Here is a 25,245-nt window from a genome sequence, read left to right on the forward strand (position 1 = left end):
GCTCCGGACTCTTCCCGTTTTTGCCCCCTCCGGGGAGGGGACAAAAAAGAGCAGGCCATGCTGATGGTTCCTGTTTACATCCAGGGATGGAAGGACTATGTTGGCATTTTTTCATGCTCTCCCCACCTATTCCACCGTGGAATCCCTTACGTTGCTGCAGGTCAGCCAGGGGCAGAGGCAGAGTTATCCGTTACCAGCACCACACCCCCCGAAACGCTCCCCTGCAACCACGCTTAACAACATCTATCCCGAATAAATTCATGGCGATTGTACGAAGAAAGCATACTAAAAAGAAACAAGCGCTCCAGTTCACTGCAACCTGTGGATCCGGACTGGAATCCTTGGTCGAGGAAGAGATCATCTCCTTTGGCGGCCGGGAAACAACCACATCGCCGGGCGCCGTCTCCTGGACCGGTACCCTGGAATCCGCCTACCGGGCCTGCCTCTGGTCGCGCTGCGCCTCACGGGTTCTCCTTGAGCTCTCCCGCTTTGATGCCGCAGACCCGGATATCCTCTACCGGCAGGCCGGCAGAATCCTCTGGGATGAACACTTTGATCAGGAGGCCACCTTTGCCGTCTTCACGACCCTGGTTGATGCCAAGATTACCCACAGTCAATACGCCTCACTCCGGGTCAAGGATGCCATTGTCGACCAGTTCCGCAAACGCTTCGGCAAGCGGCCCACCGTTGACACCTATCAACCCGCGGTCCGTTTTCATCTCCACATCAATGGAGTCAAGGCCACCCTCTCCCTGGACCTTTCCGGGGACAGCCTCCATCGGCGCGGATATCGAAACACCGGCGGCGAGGCACCGCTGAAGGAGACCCTGGCCGCAGCCCTGATCCAGCTCTCCGGATTCCTCCCTCAACTGGACCAAAACAGCTACCTGCTTGACCCCATGTGCGGCAGCGGCACCCTCTTGATCGAGGCCGCCTTAAAGCTCAACAACTCTGCCCCGGGCCTGCTCCGCAAGCACTTCGGATTCATGGGCTGGCAGAAGCATGATCCCAGGCTCTGGGATCGGCTGATCAAGGAGGCCCTGGAACTGGAAGAGGGGGGGGTGCCGGAAGAGATGCCCCAGATCATCGGCTATGATGCCGATCCACGGGTGGTGGCGGCGGCCCGCCAGAATGTGATTGCCGCCGGCCTGCGCGGGATGATCACCATCCGCCAGCGTCAGCTGGCCCACCTCCAGTGCCCGGGAGCGCGGGGATTCATCATCACCAACCCACCCTATGGCGACCGGCTTTCGGAGAAGCAGGCGGTCAAGTACCTCTACCGCTTCCTGGGAGAGCGTTTTCGCGCCGAATTCAAGGGCTGGCAGCTGGCCTTCTTTACCGGCAACCCTGATCTGGCCGAGATGCTCAAGCTGCCCTGGCAGGAGCGACACAAGCTGTTTAACGGCCCTATCCGCTGCCAGCTCCTGGTGGGCGGCGCTGATGCGGAGCAGGCGGTGCCGGAAACAGCACCCTTCCCCTGGACCCTGGCCCCTGTAAGCGAAGCCGGCCCGGCAGAGGACTTTGCCAATCGCCTCCGCAAAAATTGCCAGATCCGTCTGCCCTGGGCCGAGGAGGAGGGAATCAGCTGTTTTCGCATCTATGACCGGGACATCCCGGAATACAACCTGAGCGTGGACCTCTATGAAGAGTGGGTGCATGTCCAGGAGTATGCTCCACCGTCCACGGTGAGCGAGGAAAAGGCGGCAGAACGGTTTAACCTGGCCCTCCAGAGCCTGCGCCAGGTCCTGGAGGTCCCCCACAGTCGAATCTTCATCAAGACCCGCAAGAAACAGAAGGGGAAGGAGCAGTATCAGAAGAAGGCAAAGACGACTAAGCAGGAGAAAAAGGCGGCGCCCCTGTTGATCGTCCGGGAAGGGGGGTGTCGATTCCTGGTCAACTTTACCGATTACCTGGATACCGGCCTCTTCCTGGACCACCGGCGCACCCGCGCCTTCATCGGCCGCCAGGCCCAGGGGCTCAGCTTCCTCAACCTCTTTGGCTACACCGGCTCGGCCACCGTCTTTGCCGCCCGTGGCGGCGCCTCGGCCACCACGACGGTGGACATCTCGGACAAGTATCTCCAGCGGGCCCAGGCCAATCTCTCGCTCAACGGCTATGGCGGCCCCCTTCACCAGACCGTGGAGGCCGACTGCCTGGAGTGGTTGCGCAGGGAACGGAGCCGCTACGGCCTGATCTTCGTGGATCCGCCCACCTTTTCCAACGCCCGCCACCGCAAGACCACCTTCGACATCCAGTCTGACCATCAAGACCTGCTGGAGTTGGCCATGCAACGCCTGGCCCGGAAGGGACTGTTGGTCTTTTCCACCAACTTTCGCAAGTTCAAACTGGCCCCGGAACTCAGTGAACAGTTTCTGGTCGAGGAGATCACCGAGACCACCCTGCCCCCTGATTTTGCCAGGAAACCACCAATCCATCGCTGCTGGACCTTCAGACACCCCCTGGAAGAGCAGGAGGAGGCTGAGCAGTTCTGAGGCCAGGCGCTGCCGAGGGGGCCTTCCCCGGCAGCGCCTCTTTTCCCCCCTGGATCGCCCAGATCCAACACAGCAGCCTCCTGCTGCAGTGCCCCCCTGCCCGCCTGCCCGGTCTCAGCTCAGCCTGCCCAGGGCTGAGCCCTACACTCCTGCTCATCTTCACCTGCTGGAGCCGGCTCTCAAGCCTCTGCTTCGCTCCACTCCGGGAGCGGCTACAAAGGCTCTCCCCTTGCCCGCGCCCACAGGCCAAGACAGGAGAGAACAGACCGGGAGGAGAGATGCACGATGGCAGGAAAAGAGCTGAGAGCAGGAGGAAGCGAGGGTTCTGGAGGACCTTCCTGGAGGACCTTCATGGAGGCGTGATGGTGGAGGCGGCTTAAAGGCTTAAGAACTTAAGCTCGGAGCAGCGGACGGATTGCCCGGCATAGACCGGCACGGACCGACATAAGGGAAGAGCCGGGAGCAGACCGCTGCCAGCCCCCGGCCAGCTGGGCAGGGCAAAGCTCAGCAGCCGGGAGCGGCGACGCCTCATCAGGGGGCGTTGGCCTTTGCAGAGACAGGCCTGCCTGTCGTCTAGGGAAGCGGTTAGAGGACGATCAGGGGAGCGGTTGCTGCCAGAGGGTGAAGAGCTCTTCGATGCCCTTCTGGGCCAGGGCAGCCATCCTGGGAAACAGGGCCGGGCTAAAGGGTTGCCCTTCGGCAGTGGACTGGATCTCGATGAAACGGCTATCCCCGCTCATCACGAAGTTGGCATCCACATCTGCACTGGAATCAAGCCCATAGTCCAGATCGAGCACTACCTCGCCAGCCACAACCCCTACACTGACCGCAGCCACGGGCAGGATCTTGGGCAACTCTGCCAGCCGCCCCTGGGCCACCATGGTCTGCAGGGCCTGACGCAGGGCCAGGGCCCCACCGGTGATGGAGGCGCAACGGGTCCCACCGTCGGCGTTAATCACGTCGCAGTCCACCCTGAGGGTATGTTCCCCCAACTGCCGGAGATCAACCATCATCCGCAGCGAACGGCCGATCAGACGTTGAATTTCATAGGTGCGCCCGGATTGGCCGGAAACCGCCTCCCGGCGGCCGCGGGTATGGGTGGCCCTGGGCAGCATCCCGTATTCGGCGGTGATCCAGCCCTTGCCGCTGCCGGAGAGAAAGGGAGGGACCCGATCCTCCACCGAGACTGCGCAGAGCACCTGGGTATGACCCATATGGAGAAAGACCGAGCCTTCGGCCTGGGGTTGGACATTGTAGTCCAGAGAAAAGGGCCGCAGACAGTCCTGGGCCCTGGTGGTGGTATCCATTAGCTTGTTCCTCTTTAGCTGTTGTCTGCCGGCCGCAGCCGACCTTGCCTCTCCGGCCGATCCCCCCTTACAAGACCACCAGGGTCACCCCGGGATTGGCCCGGTTCAGGTCCCGGTGATTGGCCAGAAAGGGAAAACGACGGACCAGCCGGCGAATCCGGCTGGAGTTGCGGGAAAACTCTTCCCCTAAGATCAGGTCATTGATCCGGCCGCCATGGAGGAGAAAGCCCAGGTGGCGACGCACCTCTTCCCTGATCACCCCACCCTTGCCCGAAGAGCCGTAACCATGGATCAGGGTCAGGACCCGGACCCGATGCTGCCGCCCGACCACCAGCTCGCTGCGCAGTCGCTCCAGGGCCTGATGGAGCTGCGGCCGGCCCTGCTCAAGGTTGACCAGTCGGTGCTGGGGCCCGGCTGCGGAAGGCGGGGAGGCGATCCGGCTGGACTGACAGTGGGGGCAGAAGGAGCAGGCCGGGTCCACCTCATTGCCGCAGACCGCACAGATCACCTCGGAGTTCTCCATTCTCCCTTCCTCGGATACGCCCTGCGGCCTAGACCCTGCGGACCTCGATGACCACCGCCATCTGCTGGAGATGCTGCTTGATCAGGCGAAGCTGTTGGAGGTCGGTGACCTCGACCACCACCTTAATCGCAGTGATATTCTCCGCCGTGGTCCGGACGGTCATCTCGACGATATTGGCGTCATCGGTACTGATGGTGCTGCTGATCTCGGCCAGCACATTTTTCTTGTTCTCAGCCCTGATCAGGAGCGCAGAACGATGGCTGGTTTCCACGGTCCCGGACCAGGTCACATCGAGCCAGCGGCAGGGATCGGAGTTGAGCAGGTTGGGACAGTCGGAACGGTGGATGGAGACCCCGGAACCCATGGTGATAAAGCCCATGATGGCATCGCCGGGCACCGGCCGGCAGCACTGGCTGATCTTGACCAGCATGTCATCCACGCCATCGATATCAAAGGCCTCCTTGCCCGGGGCCGGGGGCCGTTGCTCGGCGGCCCTTCTGGCGCGTTCCTCCAGCTCTTCCTGGCGGCGTTTTTCTTCGGCCTCTCGATACTCTTCGGGCTGAAGGGCCCGCATCAGCCTGGGGATGGTGATGGCCCCGGAGCCCACCTTGATCAGGAGGTCGTCCAGGGAGCTGCAGCGCAGATCCTTTAAGAGCAGACGCAGGTGCCCCCCCTTGACCAGGCCGCGAATGGAGACATGGTACTTGCGCAGCTCCCGCTCACAGATCTCCCGACCGAGCTTAAGGGAACGTTCCCTCTCCTCCCGCCGCAACCACTGACGGATGCGGGTCTTGGCCCTGGAGGTCTGGACAATCTGCAGCCAGGCCTGTTTGGGATGCTGTTGTTTCTGGGTAAGGATCTCGACGATATCGCCACTCTGCAGCTCATGCTTGAGCTGCACCATCTGACCGTTGACCTTGGCACCGACACAGGTATCCCCCACCGCCGTATGGATGGCATAGGCAAAATCGATGGGCGTGGATCCCCTGGGCAGTTCCCGGACCTCGCCGGTGGGGGTCAGGGCATAGACATCGGGCTCAAAGAGCTCACCGCGTACCGACTCCATAAACTCTCCCGGATCCTCAACATCCTGGAGATTCTGGACCAGCTGCTTGAGGTCCTGGAAGAGCCGGGCGTCGTTACCGGAGATCTTCTGCCCCTCCTTATAGGCCCAGTGGGCCGCGACCCCCTCCTGGGCAACCTTGTCCATCTCTTCGGTCCGGATCTGGATCTCGATGAAATGCTCATGGGGCCCCACCACGGTGGTGTGGAGCGACTGATAGTTGTTGGATTTGGGGGCAGAGACAAAGTCCTTGATCCGACCCGGTACCGGAGTCCACTCGCCATGGACTGTGCCCAACGCCTCGTAGCACTCCTTGATGCTGCGGACGATGATCCGAAAGGCCACCTTATCGTAGACCCGCGACAGGGGGATCTTCTGGACCACCAGTTTCTTATAGATCGAGTAGATATGTTTGGGCCGGCCGATGATCCGCACGGGCACCACCTGGTTGACCCGCAGCTTCTGATAGAGGATGCCGATGACCTCCTCCACATAGGCCTGCCGCTCCTCCAGGGTGTCCTCCAGGTGGCTGACCAGGTCTTCATATTCGGTGGGAAAGAGGTATTTAAAGGCCAGGTCCTCCAGCTCCCGTTTGAGCCAGTCGATCCCCAGACGACTGGCCAGGGGTGCATAGAGATCCATGGTCTCCCGGGCCTTGTGGCGGCGAACCTCCTCATCCACCACATCCAGGGTCAGCATGTCCTGGAGCCGGTCGGCCAGCTTGACCAGGAGCACCCTGATATCGGCACCGATGGCCAGCAGCAGTTTGCGGATGTTCTCGGCCTGATGGGCCAGCTCGGAGTTGTAGCGGACATGGGTGATCCGGGTGGCACCGTCCACCAGGTGGGCCACATCCCGACCAAAGCGCTCTTCCAGCTCCTTGAGGGAGGCGACCTCCTCCTTGAGGGTCCCATGGAGCAGGCCGGCGATCACCGTGTCCAGGTCCAGCTTCATGGCGGCCAGACTGGAGGCCACCTCCGTCAGATGATCGATATAGAGCTCACCTGAGGCATGGCGTTGACTGGCATGGCGCTCGCAGATAAAGTCATAGGCGCTGCTCAGCCTTGTCAGATCGACATCATGGAGATAGCCTGTGGTCAGGGCCAGGAGATTTTGAAAATCCGACATCTCTATCCTCGTGGGACAAATTCAGGCATGATTTCAGCTCAGGGCCTTGGAGAGCAGGTCATCCACATAGGCCACGGTCTCTGCATAGGGCAGGCTCACGGTCTCGCCGCTCCTGCGCTGACGCAGTTCCACCTCACCGCTCTTCTCATAGGTCTTGCCGATGGTCACCCGCAGGGGGATGCCGATCAGGTCCGCATCCTTGAACTTGGAGCCCGGCCGCTCATCACGGTCATCGTAGAGGACATCGTAGCCCAGCGCCCTCAGTTCCTGGTACAGCCCTTCTGCGGCCTTGCAGGTCTCCTCGTTCTTCAGGTTGAGATTGAGGATGATCACCTGAAAGGGGGCCATGGGAACGGGAAAGATGATGCCGTTCTGGTCGTGGTTCTGCTCAATGGCCGCTGCCACCACCCGGCTGACCCCGATACCGTAGCAACCCATCACAAAGTACTGCCCCACCCCTTCCTGATCCTGGTAGGTGGCATTCATGGCCTCGGAATAGCCGGTACCCAGCTTGAAGATATGGCCGGCCTCGATCCCTTCGGTGAGGGTGAGGTTGCCGCCGCAGAGGGGGCAACGATCCTCCGGGGTGATCTGGCGCAGGTCACCCACCAGCTCAGGCTGGAAGTCGCGGCCAGGGTTGACCCCGGTCAGGTGGGCCCCCTTGGCATTGGCACCACAGACCGCGTTGACCAGGCCCATCACCTCATAATCGGCAACGACCCTCATATCCAGCCCCACCGGTCCCAGATAGCCCACCGGCAGCTGCAGCCTGGGCCAGACCTCTTCCTCGGCCAGGGGTTCAACCTCGGAGGCGCCCAGGAGGTTCTTGAGCTTGACGCCCTGGACCTCACGGTCGCCCCGGACCAGCACCGCCACCACCTGATCGTCGGCCTCAAAGAGCAGGGTCTTGATGATCTCCTTGGCCTCGACCCGGAGAAACTCGGCCACCCGATTCACCTTCTTCATTCCCGGGGTCTCCACCTGCTGCAGTTCTGCCAGGGCGATCCCGCTCTGCGACTCTTCCGGGGGAGGGGCGATGGCGGCCTTCTCCACGTTGGCGGCATAGTCACATCCGCTGCAGATCACCAGGGTATCCTCACCGGTGTCGGCCAGGACCATGAACTCATGGGAAAAGGAACCGCCGATGGCCCCGCTGTCCGCCTCAACGGCCCGGAATTCGAGGCCGCAACGCTGGAAGATCCGGTGATAGGCCTGGCGCATGGTCTCATAGCTGATGCTGGCCGCCTGGTCATCCACATCAAAGGAGTAGGCATCCTTCATCACGAACTCACGGCCCCGCATCAGGCCGAACCTGGGCCTGATCTCATCCCTGAACTTGTTCTGGATCTGGTAGAGGTTGATGGGCAGCTGACGGTAGGAGTGGAGCTCCATCCGGGCGATATCGGTGATCACCTCCTCATGGGTGGGTCCCAGACAGTAATCGCGGTTGTGCCGGTCGCTGAAACGGAGCAGCTCAGGACCATACTTCTGCCAACGCCCGGACTCCTGCCAGAGGTCTCCCGGCTGGACCATGGGCATCAGGATCTCCTGGGCCCCGGCCCGGTTCATCTCCTGGCGGACAATCTCGGTTACCTTCTGGAGGACCAGAAATCCCAGGGGCAGGTAGGTGTACATCCCGGAGGTCAACTTACGGATAAAACCGCCCCTGAGGAGCAGTTGATGACTGATCACCTCGGCCTCGGCAGGGGTTTCCTTGGTGGTGGGCAACAACAGCTGTGAGTAGCGCATGGCTTTTCTCCAAACAGTAAATAAAAAAAAATCGCTTAAATGAGTATCTCTTGCTCGCGGCCTTTCGGCACCGGCCCGGAGCGTAGCGGTTCGCCTGGCTGGGGCTGAGCACTCAGCTTCAGGCGCATCGGGCCGGGAGGGGGAAGAGCCCGCTTCAGGAGAGCCGAAGGCCCCTCAAATCCGCGGACAGAGACAGGCCGGGAGAGCATTCAGGAGGAACGCTTATTCTCCTGCTCCAGCTGTTCCAATTCGGCCAGAAAGACAGGCAGGAGCTGCTCTTCTGCCACCTTTTTAAAGATCTTGCCCTTCTTGAAGATGATCCCCACCCCATGGCCCCCGGCGATACCTATGTCCGCCTCCCTGGCCTCACCCGGACCGTTGACCACGCAGCCCATGACCGCAACCTTGAGCGGACTCTCCATGGTCTGCAGCCGCGCTTCCACCTGTTCGGCCAGGGCAAAGAGATCGATCTTGGTCCTGCCGCAGGTGGGGCAGGAGATCAGCTCCGGGCCACGCTCCCGGATGCGCAGAGAACGCAGCAACTCATAGCCGACCTTGATCTCTTCCACCGGATCCCGGGTGAGCGAGACCCGCAGGGTATCGCCGATGCCCTCGTAGAGGAGAATCCCCAGGGCAACGCTGGACTTGACGGTCCCGGCAATCAGTCCGCCGGCCTCGGTAACGCCGATATGGAGGGGATAGTCACTGACCTGGGCCAGCTGCCGATAGGCCGCAATGGTGGTCAGGGTATCCGAGGACTTGATCGAAATCTTGAGCTCGTGGAAGCCCTGCTCTTCCAGCAGGGCAACGTTACGCAGGGCACTCTCGATCAGGGCATGGGGATGCTCCGGGCTTGGGTAGCCATGTTCCTGGAGCAGATCCTTCTCGATGGAGCCGGAGTTGACCCCGACCCGGATGGGCACCCGGTGCTGCTTGGCCGCAGCCACCACCAGGGCCAGTTTTTCCCGCCCCCCCAGGTTGCCGGGATTGATCCGGATGGCCTGGGCCCCATGTTCCATGGCAGCCACGGCCAACCGGGCATCAAAGTGAATATCAGCGATCAGGGGCAGATCAATCTGGGCCCGGATTTCGGTCAGGGCCCGGGCCGCCTCCAGGTCCGGCACCGCCACCCGGATGAGCTCACAGCCCACCTCCTGGAGCCGATGGATCTGGGCCACGGTGGCCTCCACATCGGCGGTGTCGGTGTTGGTCATGGACTGGATGATCACCGGGGCATCGCCGCCCACGGCAACGTTGCCGATGAAAATCTGTCGGGTCTTCCTGCGTTCAATCATAGCTGCGCTCCTGGAACATCTCTCTCTATCTGGAGGCTGCGTCGGCAGCCTTTTTTTTGGCCAGGTTGATCTCGGCCTCTGAGGCCCGGACATAGAGCGGCGCAAGCCCGGCAGGAGTGCTTTCTGTGCCTGCTGCCAGCAGTTCGGCCCCCAGAAAACCGATCATGGCGGCCCTGGGCTGAATCAGCGCCGGCGACACCAGGGTGATCAGGGGGTTGGCGGCAAATGATTCCTGATAGACCTCAAGCCCTGGGCCCACCATCAGGGTAGGTTCGCTGATAAGGCGGCTCAGTTCCTCGGGAGTACAGCCTAGGATTTCTCCCCGACGCTGTGGATTCCCGCCGGGAGCGGCCGCATCATAGAAGGCTCCATAGACCTGCTCCTTGCGGGCATCGAGCAGGACGCAGAGTTGGCACCCGGCCGGCGGACATTGACAGGCCAGGCCGTCGAGGGAGGTGACACCGAACAGCGGCAGGCCAGCGGCCATGGCGATCCCTTTGGCCGCAGCCATGCCGATGCGCAGGCCGGTAAAGGAACCGGGGCCCAGGCTGACGGCCACCGCGTCCAACTGGTCCCAACCGAGTCGGCTGGCGGTCATGATCTCCCGGACACTGCCCAGGAGTCTGCGGGAGTGGCTGAGATCAGGACGATGGGTATATTCGGCCAGGACCCTCCCCTGCTGGAGCGTACCCCGGGTCAGGGCAACACTGCCGCAGCCGGTGGAGGTCTCTATGGCCAGGATCAGTGAGTCAGCCAACGTTGGACGAGCCGTAAAATATCATTATAAAAGACGAATATCATCAGGGTTCCCAACAGGGCGATGCCGATCCGCTGACTTATGGCCATGGTCTGTTCATTCAGGGGTCTTCTCCGGATCCCCTCCAGGGTGAGGAAGACCAGGTGGCCGCCGTCCAGTACCGGGATGGGCAGCAGGTTGAGGATCCCCAGGTTGACGCTGAGCATGCCCATGAAGGAGATCAGATTAAGCCAGCCTGCCTCCAGCTGCTGGCCGGCAATCTCGGCGATCCGGATGGGACCGCCCAGTTCGCTGGCCGGGATCACCCTCTGGATCATCTTGACTATGGCCATGACCGTCAAGTAGGAGAGGTTCCAGGTCTGCACCAGGGCCGCCTCTCCTGCCTGGAGCAGGGAGACCGGCTGATAGACCAGCTCCTCGGCGCGGACAATGCCCAGAAGGTAGCGCTCACCCACCTCCTCGCCAAAGAGGTTCTTGGTCTTGGACATGGTGGGCCGGGCAATGATATTCAAGAGCTCGCCGTCACGACGGACGCTCAGCTCCACCGGCTCTCCGCCGCTCTCCCGGATCATCCCCGAGACCTCCTGCCAGCTGGTGGTTTCGACCCCGTTGATGGCCAGAATCTCGTCGCCTGACTCGATCCCGGCCTGCTGGGCGGCGGAATCGGCGGCGACCTCACCGATCACGGTGGTATCGATGGCCTCGGGCAGGCCGGTGACGGCAAAGATCATGAAGAAGAGGCCAATGGCAAAGAGCAGATTAAAGAGGGGGCCGCCAAGCACGATCCCGAAACGTTGCCATACCGGCTTATGGGCAAAGGAGCGGTGCTGTTCCTCACCAGCCACCTCATCGCCCTCATGTTCGCCGTACATCTTGACATAGCCGCCCAGGGGAAAGGCACTGAGCAGGTACTCGGTCTCACCCCACTTGCGGCCGACCACCTTGGAGCCGAAGCCCAGGGAAAACTTGAGCACCTTCACCCCAAAGGCCTTGGCAAAGAGGAAATGACCCAGCTCATGGACAAAGATGAGGATACCAAGGACCAGGATAAACGAAAACAGAGAATTCATAGGGGAATGCTCCCTAAAGGAGATGGGCGGACATGATCAGCCGCGGCAAAGCCGCTCGATCTGGTTAGAGGCAATGCCGCGGGCCTGATGATCGGCAGCCAGGATGGCCTCAAGCTCCAGCTCATCACCCTGGGTCACACTGCTCAGGGCCTCTGCCACCACCTGGGTAATCTGGAGAAAAGCGATCCGGCCCTGGAGAAAGGCCTCCACCGCCACCTCATTGGCAGCATTGAGCACCGCCGGGTGTATTCCCCCGGCTTCAAGGGCGTCATAGGCCATCTTCAAGGCCGGAAAACGTACCAGGTCAGGGGCTTCAAAGCAGAGGTCGCCGCACTCCACCAGGCTGAGCCTGGAGAGCCCCAGCTCCAGCCGCTTGGGATAAGAGAGGGCATAGGCGATGGGAATCTGCATGTCAGGGATACCGAGCTGGGCAACCACCGAACCATCCACATACTCCACCAGGGAGTGGACGATGGACTGGGGATGGACCACCACCTCGATCTGGCTGGGCAGGACCGCAAACAACCAGCGCGCCTCGATGACCTCCAGCCCCTTGTTCATCAGGGTGGCGGAATCGATGGAGATCTTACGCCCCATATCCCAGTTGGGATGGGCCAGGGCCTGTTCCGGTGTCACCTCGGCCAGCTCTGCCTGTCCCAGGCTGCGGAATGGGCCTCCCGAGGCGGTGAGGAGGATCTTCTCCACATCCTGGCTCCTGCCGGCTTCCAGGGCCTGGAAGATGGCACTGTGTTCCGAGTCGATGGGAAAGAGCCTGACCCCAGCAGCCTGGACCGCGTCCATGACCAGCCGCCCGGCCATCACCAGGGTCTCCTTGTTGGCCAGGCCGATGTCCTTGCCGGCCTCGATGGCGGCAAGGGCGGGCAGGAGGCCGACACTGCCCACCACGGCGGAGACCACCATCTCGACTTCCGGCAGGGCAGCGGCGAGGCAGTTGCCGTCACTGCCGCTGACGATACGGCTACGCAGAGGCAGGGGCAGCAGTGCTGCCAGGGCATCCACCAACTGCGGATCCCCGATGCTGATCAGCTCGGGCTCGAACTCGCAGGCCTGTTCAGCCAGGAGCGTGACGTTGCTCCCGGCGGTGAGGGCCGCGACCCGGTATTTCTGAGGAAACCTGCGGACAACAGCCAGAACATTGCGGCCGATGGAGCCGGTGGAGCCGAGGAGGGATATGGTCTTCATCGCAGGAGGTTCCAACTGAGCAGAAAGTAGAGGGCAGGTCCGGCCAGGAGCAGACTGTCGATGCGGTCCAACACGCCCCCGTGTCCGCCCAGGAGGGTGCCGGAATCCTTGATGGCAAAGGAGCGCTTCAAGACCGATTCGGCCAGATCACCGATCATGCCGATGAGAATAAGCAGCCCACCGGCCAGGAGCAGTCGACCGGGATGGGGGTTCAAGGGCAGCAGCCAGGAGATCCCCAGGGCCACTGTAAGCCCGCTGACCAGGCCGCCCACGGCACCGGCAACGGTCTTTTTGGGACTGACCGCGGGCAGCAGTTTTCGCCTGCCCCAGGTCTTGCCCACATAGTAGGCGCCGCTATCGGAGCCGGCAATCAGGGCAAGCAGGACCACCATCCAGAGCGGACCGTTGGCCTGGGTGGTCACCAGCCCCAGCAGCGCCAGGGAGGTGGAGATGTAGAGGGCCCCGAAGGCGCAGCAGCAGAGGGTGGTGAAGACATTCTCCAGCCTGGGATAGCGCTGCAGGCAGCTGATGACCGCGGCCAGGAGACTGGCCACCAATCCGGCAAGGACCGCCTCAACCGTGCCAAAGAGGCCGCCGATGGCCGGCAGCAGGCTGACGCCCAGTGCCTGGCCGAGACGGAGGCCGGACAGCGCCGGGGCAATGATCCGAACATACTCCAGCAGACCCAGGACGGCGACCAGCAGCAGCACGCTGCGAATCATGGCACCTGAGCCCAACAGCAGCAGAGCAAGGCAGCCCCCTGCCATCAGGACTCCAGGTATCAGCCGATTCATTTCCCGGCTTCCCCCTGTACCTGGGCTCCGGTACGACCAAACCTGCGCTGGCGCTGATTAAAGACCTGGATGGCCTCCATGAGCTGGGCCTTGCGGAAGTCGGGCCACTTGGTATCGGTAAAATAGAGCTCCGCATAGGAGGCCTGCCAGAGCAGGAAATTGGAGAGTCGATGCTCGCCGCCGGTACGGATGAGCAGGTCCGGGTCTGCCTGGCCGGCGGTGTAGAGGTGATCGCTGATGGTCTGTTCAGAGATCTCCTCCCAGTTGAGTTCACCGCGCTCACAACCGGCCGCGATCCGGCGGATGGCATCACGCAACTCGACCCGGCCGCCGTAGCTCAGGGCCAGGTTCAGGTTCATGGTGCTGCAGCCGGCAGTATCCGCGATGGTCTGCTCCAGCACCTGACGGACCTCCATGGGCAGCCGCTCGGCCTGACCAAGACAGCGCAACCGGATATCGTTGCTGCGCAGGTTCTCCAGTTCGGCCGAGAGATAGGTCTTGAGCAACCCCATCAGGCCGCTGACCTCGCCGCTGGGCCGATTCCAGTTTTCGGTGGAAAAGGCATAGAGGGTGAGATGCTGCACCCCGATTTCCCGGGCTGCCTCAACGATGTCCCGCACCGAATCCACCCCGGCCTTATGACCGAACAGACGGGGACGCTTACGTTCTTCAGCCCACCTGCCGTTGCCATCCATGATGATGGCAATATGGCGGGGGACCAGTTGATCTTCCAGATGATCTATCACAGATGCAATACCGCTGTAGGGGTTAAACTTCCATCACCTCTTTTTCCTTACCGCTGACGATTTCATCGATCTGCTTGATGAAATCGTCCGTGGCCTTCTGGGCGTCTTCCTGGAGGCGAAACATATCGTCTTCGGAGATCTCCTTATCCTTCTTCAACTTCTTCAGGGAGTCGTTGGCCTCACGGCGGACATTACGGATGGCGACCTTGAACTCCTCACCGATCTTCTTGACCTGCTTGACCAGCTCCTTGCGCCGTTCTTCGGTAAGGGGCGGAATGTTGAGACGGATGACATTGCCGTCGTTGGCAGGGGTGAGGCCCAGGTCTGAGGCAAGAATGGCCTTTTCGATGGCCGGCAGCATCTGGGGGTCCCAGGGCTTGATCGCGATCATGCTGGACTCGGGGATGGTCATGGTACCGACCTGATCCATGGGCATCTGTGATCCGTAGGCATCAACCCTGACACCATCGAGCAGGGAAAGAGAGGCCCGACCGGTACGAATCCTTACCAGCTCTTTTTTCAGGGCGTCAATGCTTGAGCTCATTTTCTCGTTTACTTGCACTAGAATATCGTTTGCCATAACATACACTCCTTGGAGGTCATCAGGATCATCGGATGGTTTTCAAGAGACACGGGGATACACCTGAGCGCCGGCTCAACGGGTGGTAATCAGACTCCCTATCCCCTCGACGCCGGCGGCGGCCTTGGCAATGTTGCCCTCCACTTTCATGTTAAAGACCATGATGGGCAGCTCATTGTCCCGGGCAAGGGAGATACCGGCGGCATCCAGGACCCGCAGGTCGTCGCGCAGCACCTTGTTATAGGTGAGGTGGAGGTAACGGTTGGCCTCAGGATTCTTTTCAGGGTCAGAGTCGTAGACCCCGTCCACCCGGGTCGCCTTCATCACCACATCGGCCTTGATTTCCAGCCCCCTGAGTACGGCTGCGGTATCGGTGGTAAAGTAGGGATTACCGGTACCGGCGGCAAAGATCACCACCCTTTTGTTTTCCAGGTGGTCCAGGGCCTTGAGCCGCTCGTAAGGTTCACAGACGTTGAGCATGGTGATGGCGGACATCACCTTACAGGGTATGCCGATGGATTCAAGCCCATCCTGGACGGCCAGGGAGTTCATCACCGTACCCAGCATCCCCATGTTATCCGCCGAGCCGCGATCCATCCCGCTGGCAGCACCGGCAACCCCGCGGAAGATATTGCCCGCTCCAATGACCATGGCCAGCTCGATACCCTGATCATGCACTTTTTTTATCTCCGCAGAGAGATAGCGAATGACATCGGTACTGATACCGTAGTTGTTGTCGCCCATCAGCGCTTCGCCGCTGATCTTCAAGAGGATTCTGTTAAATCTCATGCTGTTGCCCTGCTTTTCTGTTTGCCTGGGAGTTATACTGAATGGATGCTTGTACTGATACTACACGACAGGACCCGAAGGGTCTGTAAAGAAAGGGGCCAGGGGCCGATCATGGAGACGATCGGCCCGGGGTCCGACAAAAAAAGCTAGAGCTTACTCACCGATCTGAAAACGAGCCATTTTCTTGATGGAGATGTTCTCGCCCATCTTGGCGATGAGTTCGTTGAGCTTGTCCTGAACACTGAGATCAGGATCTTTGACAAATTTCTGCTCCAGCAGGCAGATCTCGGAGAGATATTTTTCAATCTTACCGGTAACGATCTTTTCGACGATCTGCTCTGGCTTACCAGATTCCAGGGCCTGGTTGGTGTAGATCTCTTTTTCCCGTTCCACCAGTTCGGCAGGAACCTCGTCACGGCCGATGGAGACGGGATTGACCGCTGCGATATGCATGGCCACGTCTTTGGCAAAGGCGCGGAAATCGTCGGTCTTGGCGACAAAGTCGGTTTCGCAGCCTACCTCGACCATGACGCCGAGTTTACCGCCGCCGTGGATGTAGGTCTCGATGACCCCTTCGCTGGTGGCCCGATCGGCACGCTTGGCAGCAACGGCAAGGCCCTTCTGACGGAGCAGATCCACGGCTTTTTCCATGTCACCCTCGGTATCACCCAGGGCTTTTTTACAATCCATCATTCCTGCGTTGGTCTTGTCACGGAGTTCCTTGACCATTTGGCTTGTAATCTTCACTTTCTTTCTCCTTAGTTCAGGACCCTTGCCCGAGGCGCGTTCCTGGGCATGCCGGTCCTGCATAGCGTAATATACAGCAGGTCAGGGCCCCCAGGACCCTGACCCGGTGGTCGTGTTGTGTGTCTGCCTGTCAGGCAGCAGGTGTGGACGGGGTGGCAGCGGCTGCATCTTCGGAGGCTTCCGGTGCAGTCTCTGCGCCTGCGGCGCTCATTGCTGCCTCCAACTCCTCGTTGTTCACAGCAACCTCTTCTCCACGTCGATCCTTGCCCTCAAAAACCGCCTGGCTGATATTGGTGGCAATCAGTTTGATGGCCCGGATGGCGTCATCGTTACCCGGGATGATGAAGTCAACTCCATCGGGATCACAGTTGGTATCGGTCAGGGCCACAACAGGGATACCGAGTTTCTTGGCCTCACTGACGGCGATGTCTTCCTTGTTGGGATCGATCACAAAGAGCACGTCCGGCAGGGAGCGCATGTTCTTGATACCGCCGATGTTGCGGTCGAGCTTGACCCGCTCTTTTTCCATCTTGAGGATCTCTTTCTTGGGAAAGCGGTTGATGGAACCATCTTCCTGCATGGACTCGATCTTCTTCAGGCGATCAACCGAGTTCTTGATGGTCTGGAAGTTGGTCATCATCCCGCCGAGCCAACGGTGGTTGACAAAGTACATCCCGCAGCGCTTGGCCTCTTCCTTGATGATGGACTGTCCCTGCCGCTTGGTGCAGACAAAGAGGACGGAACCGCCGTCGGCAACGACATCGGAGATGTAGCTGAAGGCCTTGCGGTACATCCGCATGGTGACATCGAGATTGACGATATAGATGCCGTTACGGGGCCCGTAGATATAGGGCTTCATCTTGGGATTCCACCGTCTGGTCTGATGACCGAAATGGAGCCCGGCTTCGAGCATCTGTCGCATGGTTACCTGGGTCATGATACTACTCCTGATTTTATGGTTATTCCTCCATTCCTAAGCCCAATCCCCACAAGGGGACACCAAAGGGCAGGCGGAATGTGTGAGATAGGGCTGCCGGCAAGCCGACAGCCATTTGAAAAACACTGCAAGCTACCACAGTTCAAGGCTGATTTCAAGGAGTCAATCAGCCCGTGGGGTGCAATTGCTCTTCCCCGGCAGAGATCAGCTATCTTCGCCGCAGAGCCGAGGGCCCGCCAAGGTGCTGGCGCAGCCATTGAAAGCCGAATTGGAGCAGGGCCCCGTCGTCCCGTTTGATCCGGTTCCGGCCGGCCTTGTCCACCCCAAACCGTTTGAGCAGTCCATGGGCCTCGGTATAGGCACGAAAGTCGTCGATATTGTAACAGACCATAAAGGCCAGCTGCTGCAGAGGGCCGGCCTTGCCCTCCCCCTGCCAGGGATTGGTGGCAAAAAAGGCATCCACCTCGGCCCAGAGATCGTTGTGGAGGTTGTACTCATGGAGGGCCTGATCGCGCTGCCACTGCTTTAAGGTGTAGCTGCGCTCTTCAAGATGGCCCTTACAGTAGGGATGATGGGTCAGGAAATAGTACTCCTTCATGGCGCCGCCCTTGCCAGTTGAGGACACCCCGCGCTCGAGTGGGTAGGTACGGCAGGCAGAAGGCCGATCAGGATAGACCGTGCAGCCCTGGTCAGAGAGAAACGGACAGGGGAGCCCCTCTGCTGTGCCCAGCTTCAGCAGGACCCCGGGAAAGAAGGGATGGCTCCCCTCACCCAAGAAGGTGTGACGCTGCATGAATTCCCCGGAATGCAGCTTGAGCCGATTCTTGAGCCGGATGATGTCATAGGGGAAGAGGTGAAGACGGACATCGTGGCAACACTTGAGATAACAACTCACCCCCGGATGACAGTGAAAGTTGAACTGGTTGTTTTCCAGGGTGGTACGTCCTTCAGGGATATCAATTTCTTGGGGCAGCTCAGACATGGTTTCCCTCATAAGGGCCCCTTAAACAACTGCTATCTTGCCCAATCTCGGCGTTATGCACGAAAAATCAGCCATGGAATATCAGACCCATACCTGTGGCGTTTTTTCTCGCATGCCTTGATCTTGAACAACATATCTCATTATCCAAGGCAGCCATAAATCCATAAAAAAAAGCCGGTATGATGACTCATACCGGCTTGCTAACAAATCCATGGGGTGCTTCAAGGTGTGCTTAGTCTTCCACCTCTTGGTCGGCCTGGTAGCCTACCAACTCGACGATGGCCATGGGAGCGGCATCGCCACTTCTGAAACCGGTGCGGATGATCCGGGTGTAGCCACCCTGACGATCTGCATACTGTTCAGAGAGCTGATCAAACAGCTTGGCAACCACATCTTTGGAGCGGATGTAGCTCAGGGCCTGGCGCTTGGCATGGAGATCGCCGCGCTTACCCAGAGTGATCATCTTCTCCGCCATCCGACGGGCTTCCTTTGCCTTTGGTACGGTGGTTACGATTCGCTCGTGCTCCAGCAGTGAAGTTACCATGTTGCGAAGCATTGCTTTTCGGTGTGCAGTGGTACGGCCAAGCTTACGGCCGACTTTTCTATGTTGCATGATCCTGTCCTTTCATTAATTATACGGCTATCAGCACTGGATGGTATCTCTCACGAACGCTTCCTACTCGGCAAGTTCTTCCCGCTTATTCGGGGAAACCCATCCTTCGTGTTTCATGCCCAGGGTCAAGTCGTGCTCAGAGAGCAGGGCCTTGATCTCGTTGAGTGACTTACGCCCAAAATTCTTGGTCTTCAGCATTTCAGCATCAGTCTTCTGGACGAGTTGCCCAATATACTGGATCTGGGCATTTTTAAGACAGTTGGCTGATCTGACGGAGAGCTCCAGGTCCTCGACATTCTTGTCCAGGAACGGCGGGTAACTGGAGTTTTCATCGTCATTGTCCTGCTTATCCGGAGCCTTGGCCTGCTCTTCATTAAAGTTAATGAAGATGGTCATCTGCTCCTTGAGGATTTTCGCGGCATAGGCCAGGGCATCCTGGGGAGCAACACTGCCATCGGTTTCGATCTCCATGGTCAGGCGATCGTAATCGGTTTTCTGTCCAACCCGTGCCTGGGTCACCACATACTGGACCCGGACGATGGGGGAGAACAGGGCATCGATGGGAATGACGCCGATGGCCTGATCTTCCTTCTTGTTGAACTCGGCAGGGACATACCCTTTTCCCCACTGGACCTCGAGTTCGGCGCGAAAGGTGGTCTCACTGGTGATGGTGCAGATTACCTGTTCCGGATTCATCACATCCACGTGCGGAGCACCGTTGATGTCTCCGGCGGTAACCGTTCCAGGCCCGTTTTTTTCGATCACAACGGTGTGCCCGACAGGCCCGTTGAGTTTCAAACGGACCTGTTTGAGGTTGAGGATGATCTCAGCCACGTCTTCATGGATACCATTGATGGAGGTAAACTCATGGAGGGCATTGTCGATCTTCACCGAGGTGACGGCAGCCCCTCGGATGGAGGCCAGCATAATCCGCCGCAGTGAGTTGCCGATGGTCGTTGCAAACCCGCGCTCAAATGGCTGACAGACAAACTTGCCATACTGATCGGAGTGGGTTTCATCGTTTACTTCAAGCCGCTCAGGAGTTATGAGATCGTGCCAGTTTTTGTAAAAGGGGTTGGTATCCCTGATTTCCTGTGCCATGATTACCTGATCGCTATGGTTACTTGGAGTAAAGTTCGACGATGAGCTGCTCTTGAATAGGCATGGTAATCTCTTCCCTGTTGGGCAGGGCCTTGACGGTACCTTGCATCTTGGTCTGGTCGATCTCCAACCAACTCGGTACACCACGTCGTACAGCGCCTTCGATATTGTCCTTGATCAGCTCATTCTTACTGCTCTTCTCTTTCACGGTGATCACATCACCGGCAGTGACCTGGTAGGAAGGGATGTTTACCTTCTTGCCGTTCACCAGGAAGTGGCTGTGGCGGACAAACTGTCGAGCCTGGTTCCGTGAGCTGGCAAAACCAGCGCGGTAGAGGGCATTGTCCAGACGACGCTCGAGCAGAATCAGCAGATTCGCACCGGTGACGCCCTTGGCGCGGTCGGCTCGCTCGAAATAGAGCTTGAACTGTGCCTCCAGCATGCCGTAGATCTGCTTGACCTTCTGCTTCTCACGAAGCTGAGTAGCGTAGTCTGAAACTTTGCGGAATCGATTCTGCCCATGCTGACCCGGGGCAAATGAGCGGCGCTCAAATGCACACTTGTCGGAGTAACACCGATCGCCTTTTAAAAACAATTTAAGGCTTTCGCGCCTGCACATCCTGCAGGAAGCCCCTGTATATCTAGCCAAGATTTACCTCCATAATAGGTACTGCGACCTTTCGCCGCAGCTTGCAACCAAGAATTCTTTTATTACACCCTTCTGCGCTTGGGTGGTTTACAACCGTTATGTGGCAGCGGGGTTACATCTACAATGCGACTCACATCAAGCTCAACAGTTGTGAGGGCACGCAGGGCGGCCTCTCGACCGGGCCCAGGCCCTTTGACTCGCACCTCAACCTTTCTCAAGCCATGCTCTTTGGCCTTGGCCACGGCATCACTCAGGGCATTCTGGGCAGCAAAGGGAGTGGATTTCCTGGACCCCTTGAAGCCGATAACACCGGCGGTCGACCAGGCAAAGGCATTGCCCTGTCGGTCGGTGATGGTGATGATTGTGTTATTGAAGGTTGAGTAGATAAAGATTATCCCTTCAGCAATATTCTTCTTTTCACGGCGCTTGGATTTCCCAGCCGCCTTTCCTGCCTTTGCCATAATAACTCCGTAAACTCTTTCGTTAGGGCAACCTGATCACAAATCAGCGCTATTTTTTACGAACAGCAGCGCCTCTTTTCGGTCCCTTACGAGTGCGCGCGTTGGTTTTCGTTCTCTGTCCACGGCAGGGCAACCCTATCCGATGTCTTCTCCCACGATAGGCACCGAGATCCATGAGCCGCTTGATGTCCATGGAAATTTCGCGACGACGGTCACCTTCGACCAGGAAATCGTTTTCGATGATCTTCCGAATGCGGGTTACATCATCACTGCTGAGGTCGTCACTGTTCATCTGATAGGGCAGATCCGCCTTATCAAGAATCTGACGAGCTGAGGTCAAGCCGATGCCATAAATATAGGTCAGCGCTCGATCCATGTGTTTGTTACGTGGTAAATCCACTCCAGCTATACGTGCCAAGACATTTCTCCTGTTTTAAAGTCTCACTCTTGTAGACGAGTTTAACCTTGCCGCTGTTTGTGCTTCTTATTCTTGCAGTTAACTCTGACGACACCTTTTCGCTTGAGAATTTTACAGCTACTGCACATTTTTTTTACTGATGCTCGTACTTTCATACCTGTAACCTGAGATCTATTCTATGGTTATTTTTTAGCTCTGCCGCCTTTTGCCCGAAAAGTGACCCTGCCTCTTGTCAAGTCGTATGGTGACAATTCAACGGTGACCCGGTCGCCAGGTAGGATTTTTATATAGTGCATTCGCATCTTACCGGAGATATGGGCAAGAACCTTGTGCCCATTATCCAACTCGACGCGAAACATTGCGTTGGGCAATGGTTCTATAATAGTACCTTCTACTTCAATGGCCTCTTCTTTTGCCATGTCTCCACCACTCTTTTTTTGTGGCCGAAAAGGTATTGAATATATCGAAGTTGCTTCAATATATCAACTCTTTTCTCGGCTTAATGTTAAAAAATTGTCCCTTTTCTGACTGTTTACTCACTGCCGAGTTGACTGAGGATCAACGGGCCATCCTCGGTCACGGCGACCGAATGTTCGAAATGGGCCGAAGGCAGACGGTCCCTGGTAACCACGGTCCACTGATCGCGCAGGACCTCTACCTTGCTGGTACCCATATTGACCATGGGTTCTATGGCAATAACCATTCCGGCGATGAGTCGGGGGGAGGATTGCCTTTGGACATAGTTGGGCACCTCAGGTGCCTCATGGAGTTCACTGCCGATGCCGTGGCCGACAAACTGGCGAACCACGGAGAAACCGTTGCCCTCGGCGTGGCTCTGCACGGCCCGGGAGATATCGGAGATCCGGTTGCCGACCTGCACCTGTTGGATACCTCGAGCCAGGGACTCCTCGGTAACCTGGAGCAGCCTGCTGATCTCTGCGCTGACCCGCCCTACAGGGATGGTGACAGCAGCGTCACCATAAAACCCCCTGTAGTGGGTGCCGAAATCAACAGAGATGATATCCCCTTCCCTGAGCCTGACTTTCTTGGAGGGGATCCCATGGACGACCTGCTCGTTGACCGATGCACAGAGACTGGCCGGGAAGCCACGGTAGCCCTTAAAGGCGGGGGCTGCTCCATGGTCACGACAGTACTCTTCCGAACGCCGATCCAGATAGTGGGTGCTGACTCCGGGAGCAACCTCCTCTTTGAGCATGGCGAGTACGCCGGCTACAATCTGGTTGGCCTGACGCATGATCGCCAGTTCTTCAGCGTTCTTGACCGTGATGGTCCTCTTCTCGCTTCGATCTCCCACAGTCTTTACCTCAACGTCGTCCCTTAATCCTACCAGCCTTCATAAAGCCGTCATAGTTGCGCATCACCAGATGGGATTCGATCTGGGAGATGGTATCGATTGCTACCCCGACCACAATCAGCAGGGCTGTACCGCCAAAATAAAAGGGTACATTAAATTTACTGATCAGCAGGGTCGGCATCACACAGATCAGACTGAGATAGATCGCCCCCACCACCGTCAGCCGGGTCAAGACCCGATCGATGAACTCGGCGGTTCGTTTCCCTGGCCGGATCCCGGGTATGAAGCCGCCATTCTTCTTCAGATTCTCTGCCACATCATCTGGCTTGAAGGTCACTGCCGTATAAAAGAAGCAGAAGAAGACCACCATGGCCACAAACATGATGTAGTAATAGACGGTTCCCGGGCTCAGGGCCGCAGAGATCCGCTGTACCCAATCGATCTGGATGAAGGAACCGATGGTTGCCGGAAACATCATGATCGAGGAGGCAAAGATGGGCGGAATGACCCCGGAGACATTGATTTTCAACGGCAGGTGGGACGCCTGGCCGCCATAGACCTTTCTGCCCACCACCCGTTTGGCATACTGGATGGGAATCCTTCGCTGGGCGGTCTCGACAAAGATGATAAAGGCCACGATCAAGACCATGGCCACCAGCATTACCGGGATAAAGACCATGGCAAGTTCGCCGGCCTTAACCAGTTGCAGGGTGTTGCCTATGGCTGCGGGCATACGTGCCACGATCCCGGCAAAGATGATCAGGGAGATCCCGTTACCGATGCCCCGCTCGGTCATCTGCTCGCCCAGCCACATGATAAAGGCGGTTCCCGAGGTGAGGGTGAGCACGGTCATCAGTTTGAACTGGAGCCCGGCCTCAATCACGATCGGCACCCCGGAGGGTCCGCTCATCCCCTCGAGTCCGGAGGCAATAAAAAAGCCCTGGATGATCGAGAGCACCACCGTCCCGTAACGGGTATACTGGGTGATCTTTCTCCGCCCGGCCTCCCCCTCCTTGGACAGGGATTCCAGTTGGGGAATGACCACGGTCAGGAGTTGGATGATGATGGAGGCCGAGATATAGGGCATGATCCCCAGGGCGAAGATGGAAAAATTTTCCAAGGCGCCACCGGAGAACATGTTAAACATGCCAAAGAGGGTACTGGCATTTTGCTCGAAAAAGGCAGCTAAGGCCTGCCCGTTAATTCCAGGTGTTGGAATCTGAACACCCATCCTGTATACAAAAAGCATGAAGAGGGTGAACAGCACCCTCTTGCGTAATTCAGGAATTGTGGCAGCACTGGCAAGACCGCTCATGTAATTACTCCTTTACAGTACCACCTGCTTCAGTGATTTTATCCGCTGCACCTTTACTCACCTTGTCGACATCAACGGTGACCGCCTTGGTCAACTGGCCGTTGGCAAGAACCTTCACCGGCTTCTGGCCGTCGATGATCCCGGCCTCGAGCAGGGCCTTGACATCAACCACTGCACCGCTCTCAAAGGTATCAAGCTGGGCGAGTGTGACGATGGCATACTCGGTCTTGAAGATGTTGGTGAAACCACGCTTGGGCAGGCGACGATGCAACGGCATCTGACCGCCCTCGAAACCACCTGCCAGGCTGTAGCCGGAACGTGAGCGGGCACCCTTGTGACCGCGTCCGGAGGTCTTACCATGTCCGGAACCGTGGCCGCGCCCGATACGTTTACGCTGTTTCCTGGCTCCAGCTGCAGGACTGAGATTATTCAACTTAAGCATGATCTACTCCTCCACTCTGACAAGATGCCTGACCTTATTGATCATGCCTCGGATTTCTGGAGTGTCTTTTCTGGTTACAGTTTTGTGCATTTTGGTCAAACCAAGGCCGACCAGGGTCGCCCGGATTTTCTTGGTACTGCCAATGCCGCTCTTGACCTGGGTCAATGTAATAGTATCACTCATGATGGAAAACCTGTATATCGTGATGGGCCTAAGCGACCATCTCTTCAGTTTTAAGACCACGAAGTTTGGCAATCTGCTCAGCAGAACGGAGTTGCCGCAACCCGGCTATAGTCGCCTTGGCAAGATTGTGCGGGTTGTTGGACCCCAGACATTTGGTGAGAATATTATTCACCCCAGCTGCCTCGAGTACCGCCCGGACGGCTCCACCGGCGATCACACCGGTACCGTCTCCGGCGGGCTTCAACATGACGCTGCCGGACTTGAACTTGCCAATGGTTTCATGTGGGATGGAGACATCGGTCATGGCCACGGACTGCATGTCCTTCCGCGCCCTCTCGATTCCCTTGCGGATGGCTTCAGGGACCTGGTTGGCCTTACCCAAGCCATAGCCGACCTTGCCCTTTCCATCACCGACAACAACGATTGCACTGAAGCTGAAGCGACGTCCACCCTTTACAACTTTGGCAACACGGTTGATAAAAACGATCTTTTCTATGAGCTCTTCTTGGTTTCCGTCTTTAGCTCTTTTAAAATCAGCCAAGAAACACCCCCGTAGGATATTGTTGAATTACGAGAAAATAAGTTG

Annotated in this window: 28 protein-coding genes; 1 reads left to right on the plus strand and 27 read right to left on the minus strand. The window is 58.3% G+C overall.

Annotation, left to right across the window (positions count from 1 at the left end):
* Nucleotides 1-260: 260 nt before the first annotated feature.
* Entirely contained in the window at nt 261-2,492 is a 2,232-nt protein-coding gene (gene rlmKL, locus G494_RS23785; protein WP_035246908.1) for a bifunctional 23S rRNA (guanine(2069)-N(7))-methyltransferase RlmK/23S rRNA (guanine(2445)-N(2))-methyltransferase RlmL, read from the plus strand.
* A gap of 596 nt (nt 2,493-3,088) precedes the next feature.
* Here the strand turns inward: rlmKL and rph are convergent.
* From rph to rpsE, 27 genes are all read right to left on the minus strand, one after another.
* Nucleotides 3,089-3,799, minus strand: coding sequence for a ribonuclease PH (rph, locus tag G494_RS0114850; RefSeq protein ID WP_028585148.1), 711 nt, complete (start codon nt 3,797-3,799; stop codon nt 3,089-3,091).
* Between the two features lie 67 nt (nt 3,800-3,866).
* Nucleotides 3,867-4,322 (minus strand): Smr/MutS family protein, encoded by a 456-nt coding sequence (locus tag G494_RS23790; RefSeq protein ID WP_035246911.1) that lies wholly within the window; start codon nt 4,320-4,322, stop codon nt 3,867-3,869.
* 28 nt (nt 4,323-4,350) lie between these two features.
* Nucleotides 4,351-6,513 (minus strand): RelA/SpoT family protein, encoded by a 2,163-nt coding sequence (locus G494_RS0114860; protein ID WP_028585149.1) that lies wholly within the window; start codon nt 6,511-6,513, stop codon nt 4,351-4,353.
* Nucleotides 6,514-6,546: 33 nt separating this feature from the next.
* On the minus strand, nt 6,547-8,262 hold the full coding sequence (locus G494_RS0114865) for a proline--tRNA ligase (protein ID WP_028585150.1): 1,716 nt from the start codon (nt 8,260-8,262) through the stop codon (nt 6,547-6,549).
* A 209-nt stretch (nt 8,263-8,471) separates the two neighbouring features.
* Nucleotides 8,472-9,557 (minus strand): flavodoxin-dependent (E)-4-hydroxy-3-methylbut-2-enyl-diphosphate synthase, encoded by a 1,086-nt coding sequence (gene ispG, locus G494_RS0114875; RefSeq protein ID WP_028585151.1) that lies wholly within the window; start codon nt 9,555-9,557, stop codon nt 8,472-8,474.
* A 25-nt stretch (nt 9,558-9,582) separates the two neighbouring features.
* Nucleotides 9,583-10,314, minus strand: coding sequence for a tRNA (adenosine(37)-N6)-threonylcarbamoyltransferase complex dimerization subunit type 1 TsaB (gene tsaB / locus G494_RS0114880; RefSeq protein WP_028585152.1), 732 nt, complete (start codon nt 10,312-10,314; stop codon nt 9,583-9,585).
* On the minus strand, nt 10,299-11,384 hold the full coding sequence (rseP, locus tag G494_RS0114885) for an RIP metalloprotease RseP (RefSeq protein WP_028585153.1): 1,086 nt from the start codon (nt 11,382-11,384) through the stop codon (nt 10,299-10,301). The genes tsaB and rseP overlap by 16 nt, the downstream gene beginning before the upstream one ends.
* Nucleotides 11,385-11,420: 36 nt before the next feature.
* Nucleotides 11,421-12,587 carry a 1-deoxy-D-xylulose-5-phosphate reductoisomerase gene (locus tag G494_RS0114890; RefSeq protein WP_028585154.1) on the minus strand — a complete coding sequence of 389 codons (1,167 nt, stop codon included), beginning with the start codon at nt 12,585-12,587 and terminating at the stop codon, nt 11,421-11,423.
* Nucleotides 12,584-13,381 (minus strand): phosphatidate cytidylyltransferase, encoded by a 798-nt coding sequence (locus G494_RS25650; protein WP_084456931.1) that lies wholly within the window; start codon nt 13,379-13,381, stop codon nt 12,584-12,586. Before G494_RS25650 ends, G494_RS0114890 begins: the two co-directional genes overlap by 4 nt.
* Nucleotides 13,378-14,127, minus strand: coding sequence for an isoprenyl transferase (locus G494_RS0114900; RefSeq protein ID WP_332307532.1), 750 nt, complete (start codon nt 14,125-14,127; stop codon nt 13,378-13,380). Before G494_RS0114900 ends, G494_RS25650 begins: the two co-directional genes overlap by 4 nt.
* Nucleotides 14,128-14,149: 22 nt before the next feature.
* Nucleotides 14,150-14,707: a ribosome recycling factor gene (gene frr, locus G494_RS0114905; RefSeq protein WP_028585156.1), complete on the minus strand. Its 558-nt coding sequence runs from the start codon at nt 14,705-14,707 to the stop codon at nt 14,150-14,152.
* A gap of 75 nt (nt 14,708-14,782) precedes the next feature.
* Nucleotides 14,783-15,496: a UMP kinase gene (gene pyrH, locus G494_RS0114910; RefSeq protein ID WP_028585157.1), complete on the minus strand. Its 714-nt coding sequence runs from the start codon at nt 15,494-15,496 to the stop codon at nt 14,783-14,785.
* Nucleotides 15,497-15,649: 153 nt separating this feature from the next.
* Nucleotides 15,650-16,243: a translation elongation factor Ts gene (tsf, locus tag G494_RS0114915; protein ID WP_028585158.1), complete on the minus strand. Its 594-nt coding sequence runs from the start codon at nt 16,241-16,243 to the stop codon at nt 15,650-15,652.
* A gap of 130 nt (nt 16,244-16,373) precedes the next feature.
* Nucleotides 16,374-17,180 (minus strand): 30S ribosomal protein S2, encoded by an 807-nt coding sequence (gene rpsB, locus G494_RS0114920; RefSeq protein WP_028585159.1) that lies wholly within the window; start codon nt 17,178-17,180, stop codon nt 16,374-16,376.
* A 208-nt stretch (nt 17,181-17,388) separates the two neighbouring features.
* Complete coding sequence (locus G494_RS0114925) at nt 17,389-18,162, minus strand: YkgJ family cysteine cluster protein (RefSeq protein ID WP_232362570.1); 774 nt, start codon at nt 18,160-18,162, stop codon at nt 17,389-17,391.
* Nucleotides 18,163-18,394: 232 nt separating this feature from the next.
* Nucleotides 18,395-18,775: a 50S ribosomal protein L17 gene (gene rplQ, locus G494_RS0114930; protein ID WP_028585161.1), complete on the minus strand. Its 381-nt coding sequence runs from the start codon at nt 18,773-18,775 to the stop codon at nt 18,395-18,397.
* A 63-nt stretch (nt 18,776-18,838) separates the two neighbouring features.
* Nucleotides 18,839-19,876, minus strand: a complete 1,038-nt coding sequence (locus G494_RS0114935) for a DNA-directed RNA polymerase subunit alpha (RefSeq protein WP_028585162.1) — start codon at nt 19,874-19,876, stop codon at nt 18,839-18,841.
* A 19-nt stretch (nt 19,877-19,895) separates the two neighbouring features.
* On the minus strand, nt 19,896-20,525 hold the full coding sequence (gene rpsD / locus G494_RS0114940) for a 30S ribosomal protein S4 (protein WP_028585163.1): 630 nt from the start codon (nt 20,523-20,525) through the stop codon (nt 19,896-19,898).
* A gap of 62 nt (nt 20,526-20,587) precedes the next feature.
* Complete coding sequence (rpsK, locus tag G494_RS0114945) at nt 20,588-20,986, minus strand: 30S ribosomal protein S11 (protein ID WP_028585164.1); 399 nt, start codon at nt 20,984-20,986, stop codon at nt 20,588-20,590.
* 49 nt (nt 20,987-21,035) lie between these two features.
* Complete coding sequence (gene rpsM, locus G494_RS0114950; protein WP_028585165.1) at nt 21,036-21,404, minus strand: 30S ribosomal protein S13; 369 nt, start codon at nt 21,402-21,404, stop codon at nt 21,036-21,038.
* A 41-nt stretch (nt 21,405-21,445) separates the two neighbouring features.
* On the minus strand, nt 21,446-21,559 hold the full coding sequence (gene rpmJ, locus G494_RS26400) for a 50S ribosomal protein L36 (RefSeq protein WP_084456932.1): 114 nt from the start codon (nt 21,557-21,559) through the stop codon (nt 21,446-21,448).
* Between the two features lie 27 nt (nt 21,560-21,586).
* Nucleotides 21,587-21,823, minus strand: coding sequence for a translation initiation factor IF-1 (infA, locus tag G494_RS0114955; RefSeq protein WP_028585166.1), 237 nt, complete (start codon nt 21,821-21,823; stop codon nt 21,587-21,589).
* A 113-nt stretch (nt 21,824-21,936) separates the two neighbouring features.
* A complete protein-coding gene (gene map / locus G494_RS0114960) occupies nt 21,937-22,719 on the minus strand; it encodes a type I methionyl aminopeptidase (RefSeq protein ID WP_269746600.1) in 783 nt (260 codons plus the stop codon).
* A gap of 10 nt (nt 22,720-22,729) precedes the next feature.
* Nucleotides 22,730-24,034, minus strand: a complete 1,305-nt coding sequence (gene secY, locus G494_RS0114965; RefSeq protein ID WP_028585168.1) for a preprotein translocase subunit SecY — start codon at nt 24,032-24,034, stop codon at nt 22,730-22,732.
* Nucleotides 24,035-24,038: 4 nt separating this feature from the next.
* Nucleotides 24,039-24,476, minus strand: a complete 438-nt coding sequence (gene rplO / locus G494_RS0114970; protein ID WP_035246916.1) for a 50S ribosomal protein L15 — start codon at nt 24,474-24,476, stop codon at nt 24,039-24,041.
* Between the two features lie 3 nt (nt 24,477-24,479).
* Entirely contained in the window at nt 24,480-24,659 is a 180-nt protein-coding gene (gene rpmD, locus G494_RS0114975; RefSeq protein WP_028585170.1) for a 50S ribosomal protein L30, read from the minus strand.
* Between the two features lie 28 nt (nt 24,660-24,687).
* Entirely contained in the window at nt 24,688-25,200 is a 513-nt protein-coding gene (gene rpsE / locus G494_RS0114980; protein ID WP_035246919.1) for a 30S ribosomal protein S5, read from the minus strand.
* Nucleotides 25,201-25,245 lie beyond the last annotated feature (45 nt).

Origin of the sequence: Desulfogranum mediterraneum DSM 13871 (assembly GCF_000429965.1) — a bacterium.
In the GTDB taxonomy this organism is placed as follows: domain Bacteria; phylum Desulfobacterota; class Desulfobulbia; order Desulfobulbales; family Desulfobulbaceae; genus Desulfogranum; species Desulfogranum mediterraneum.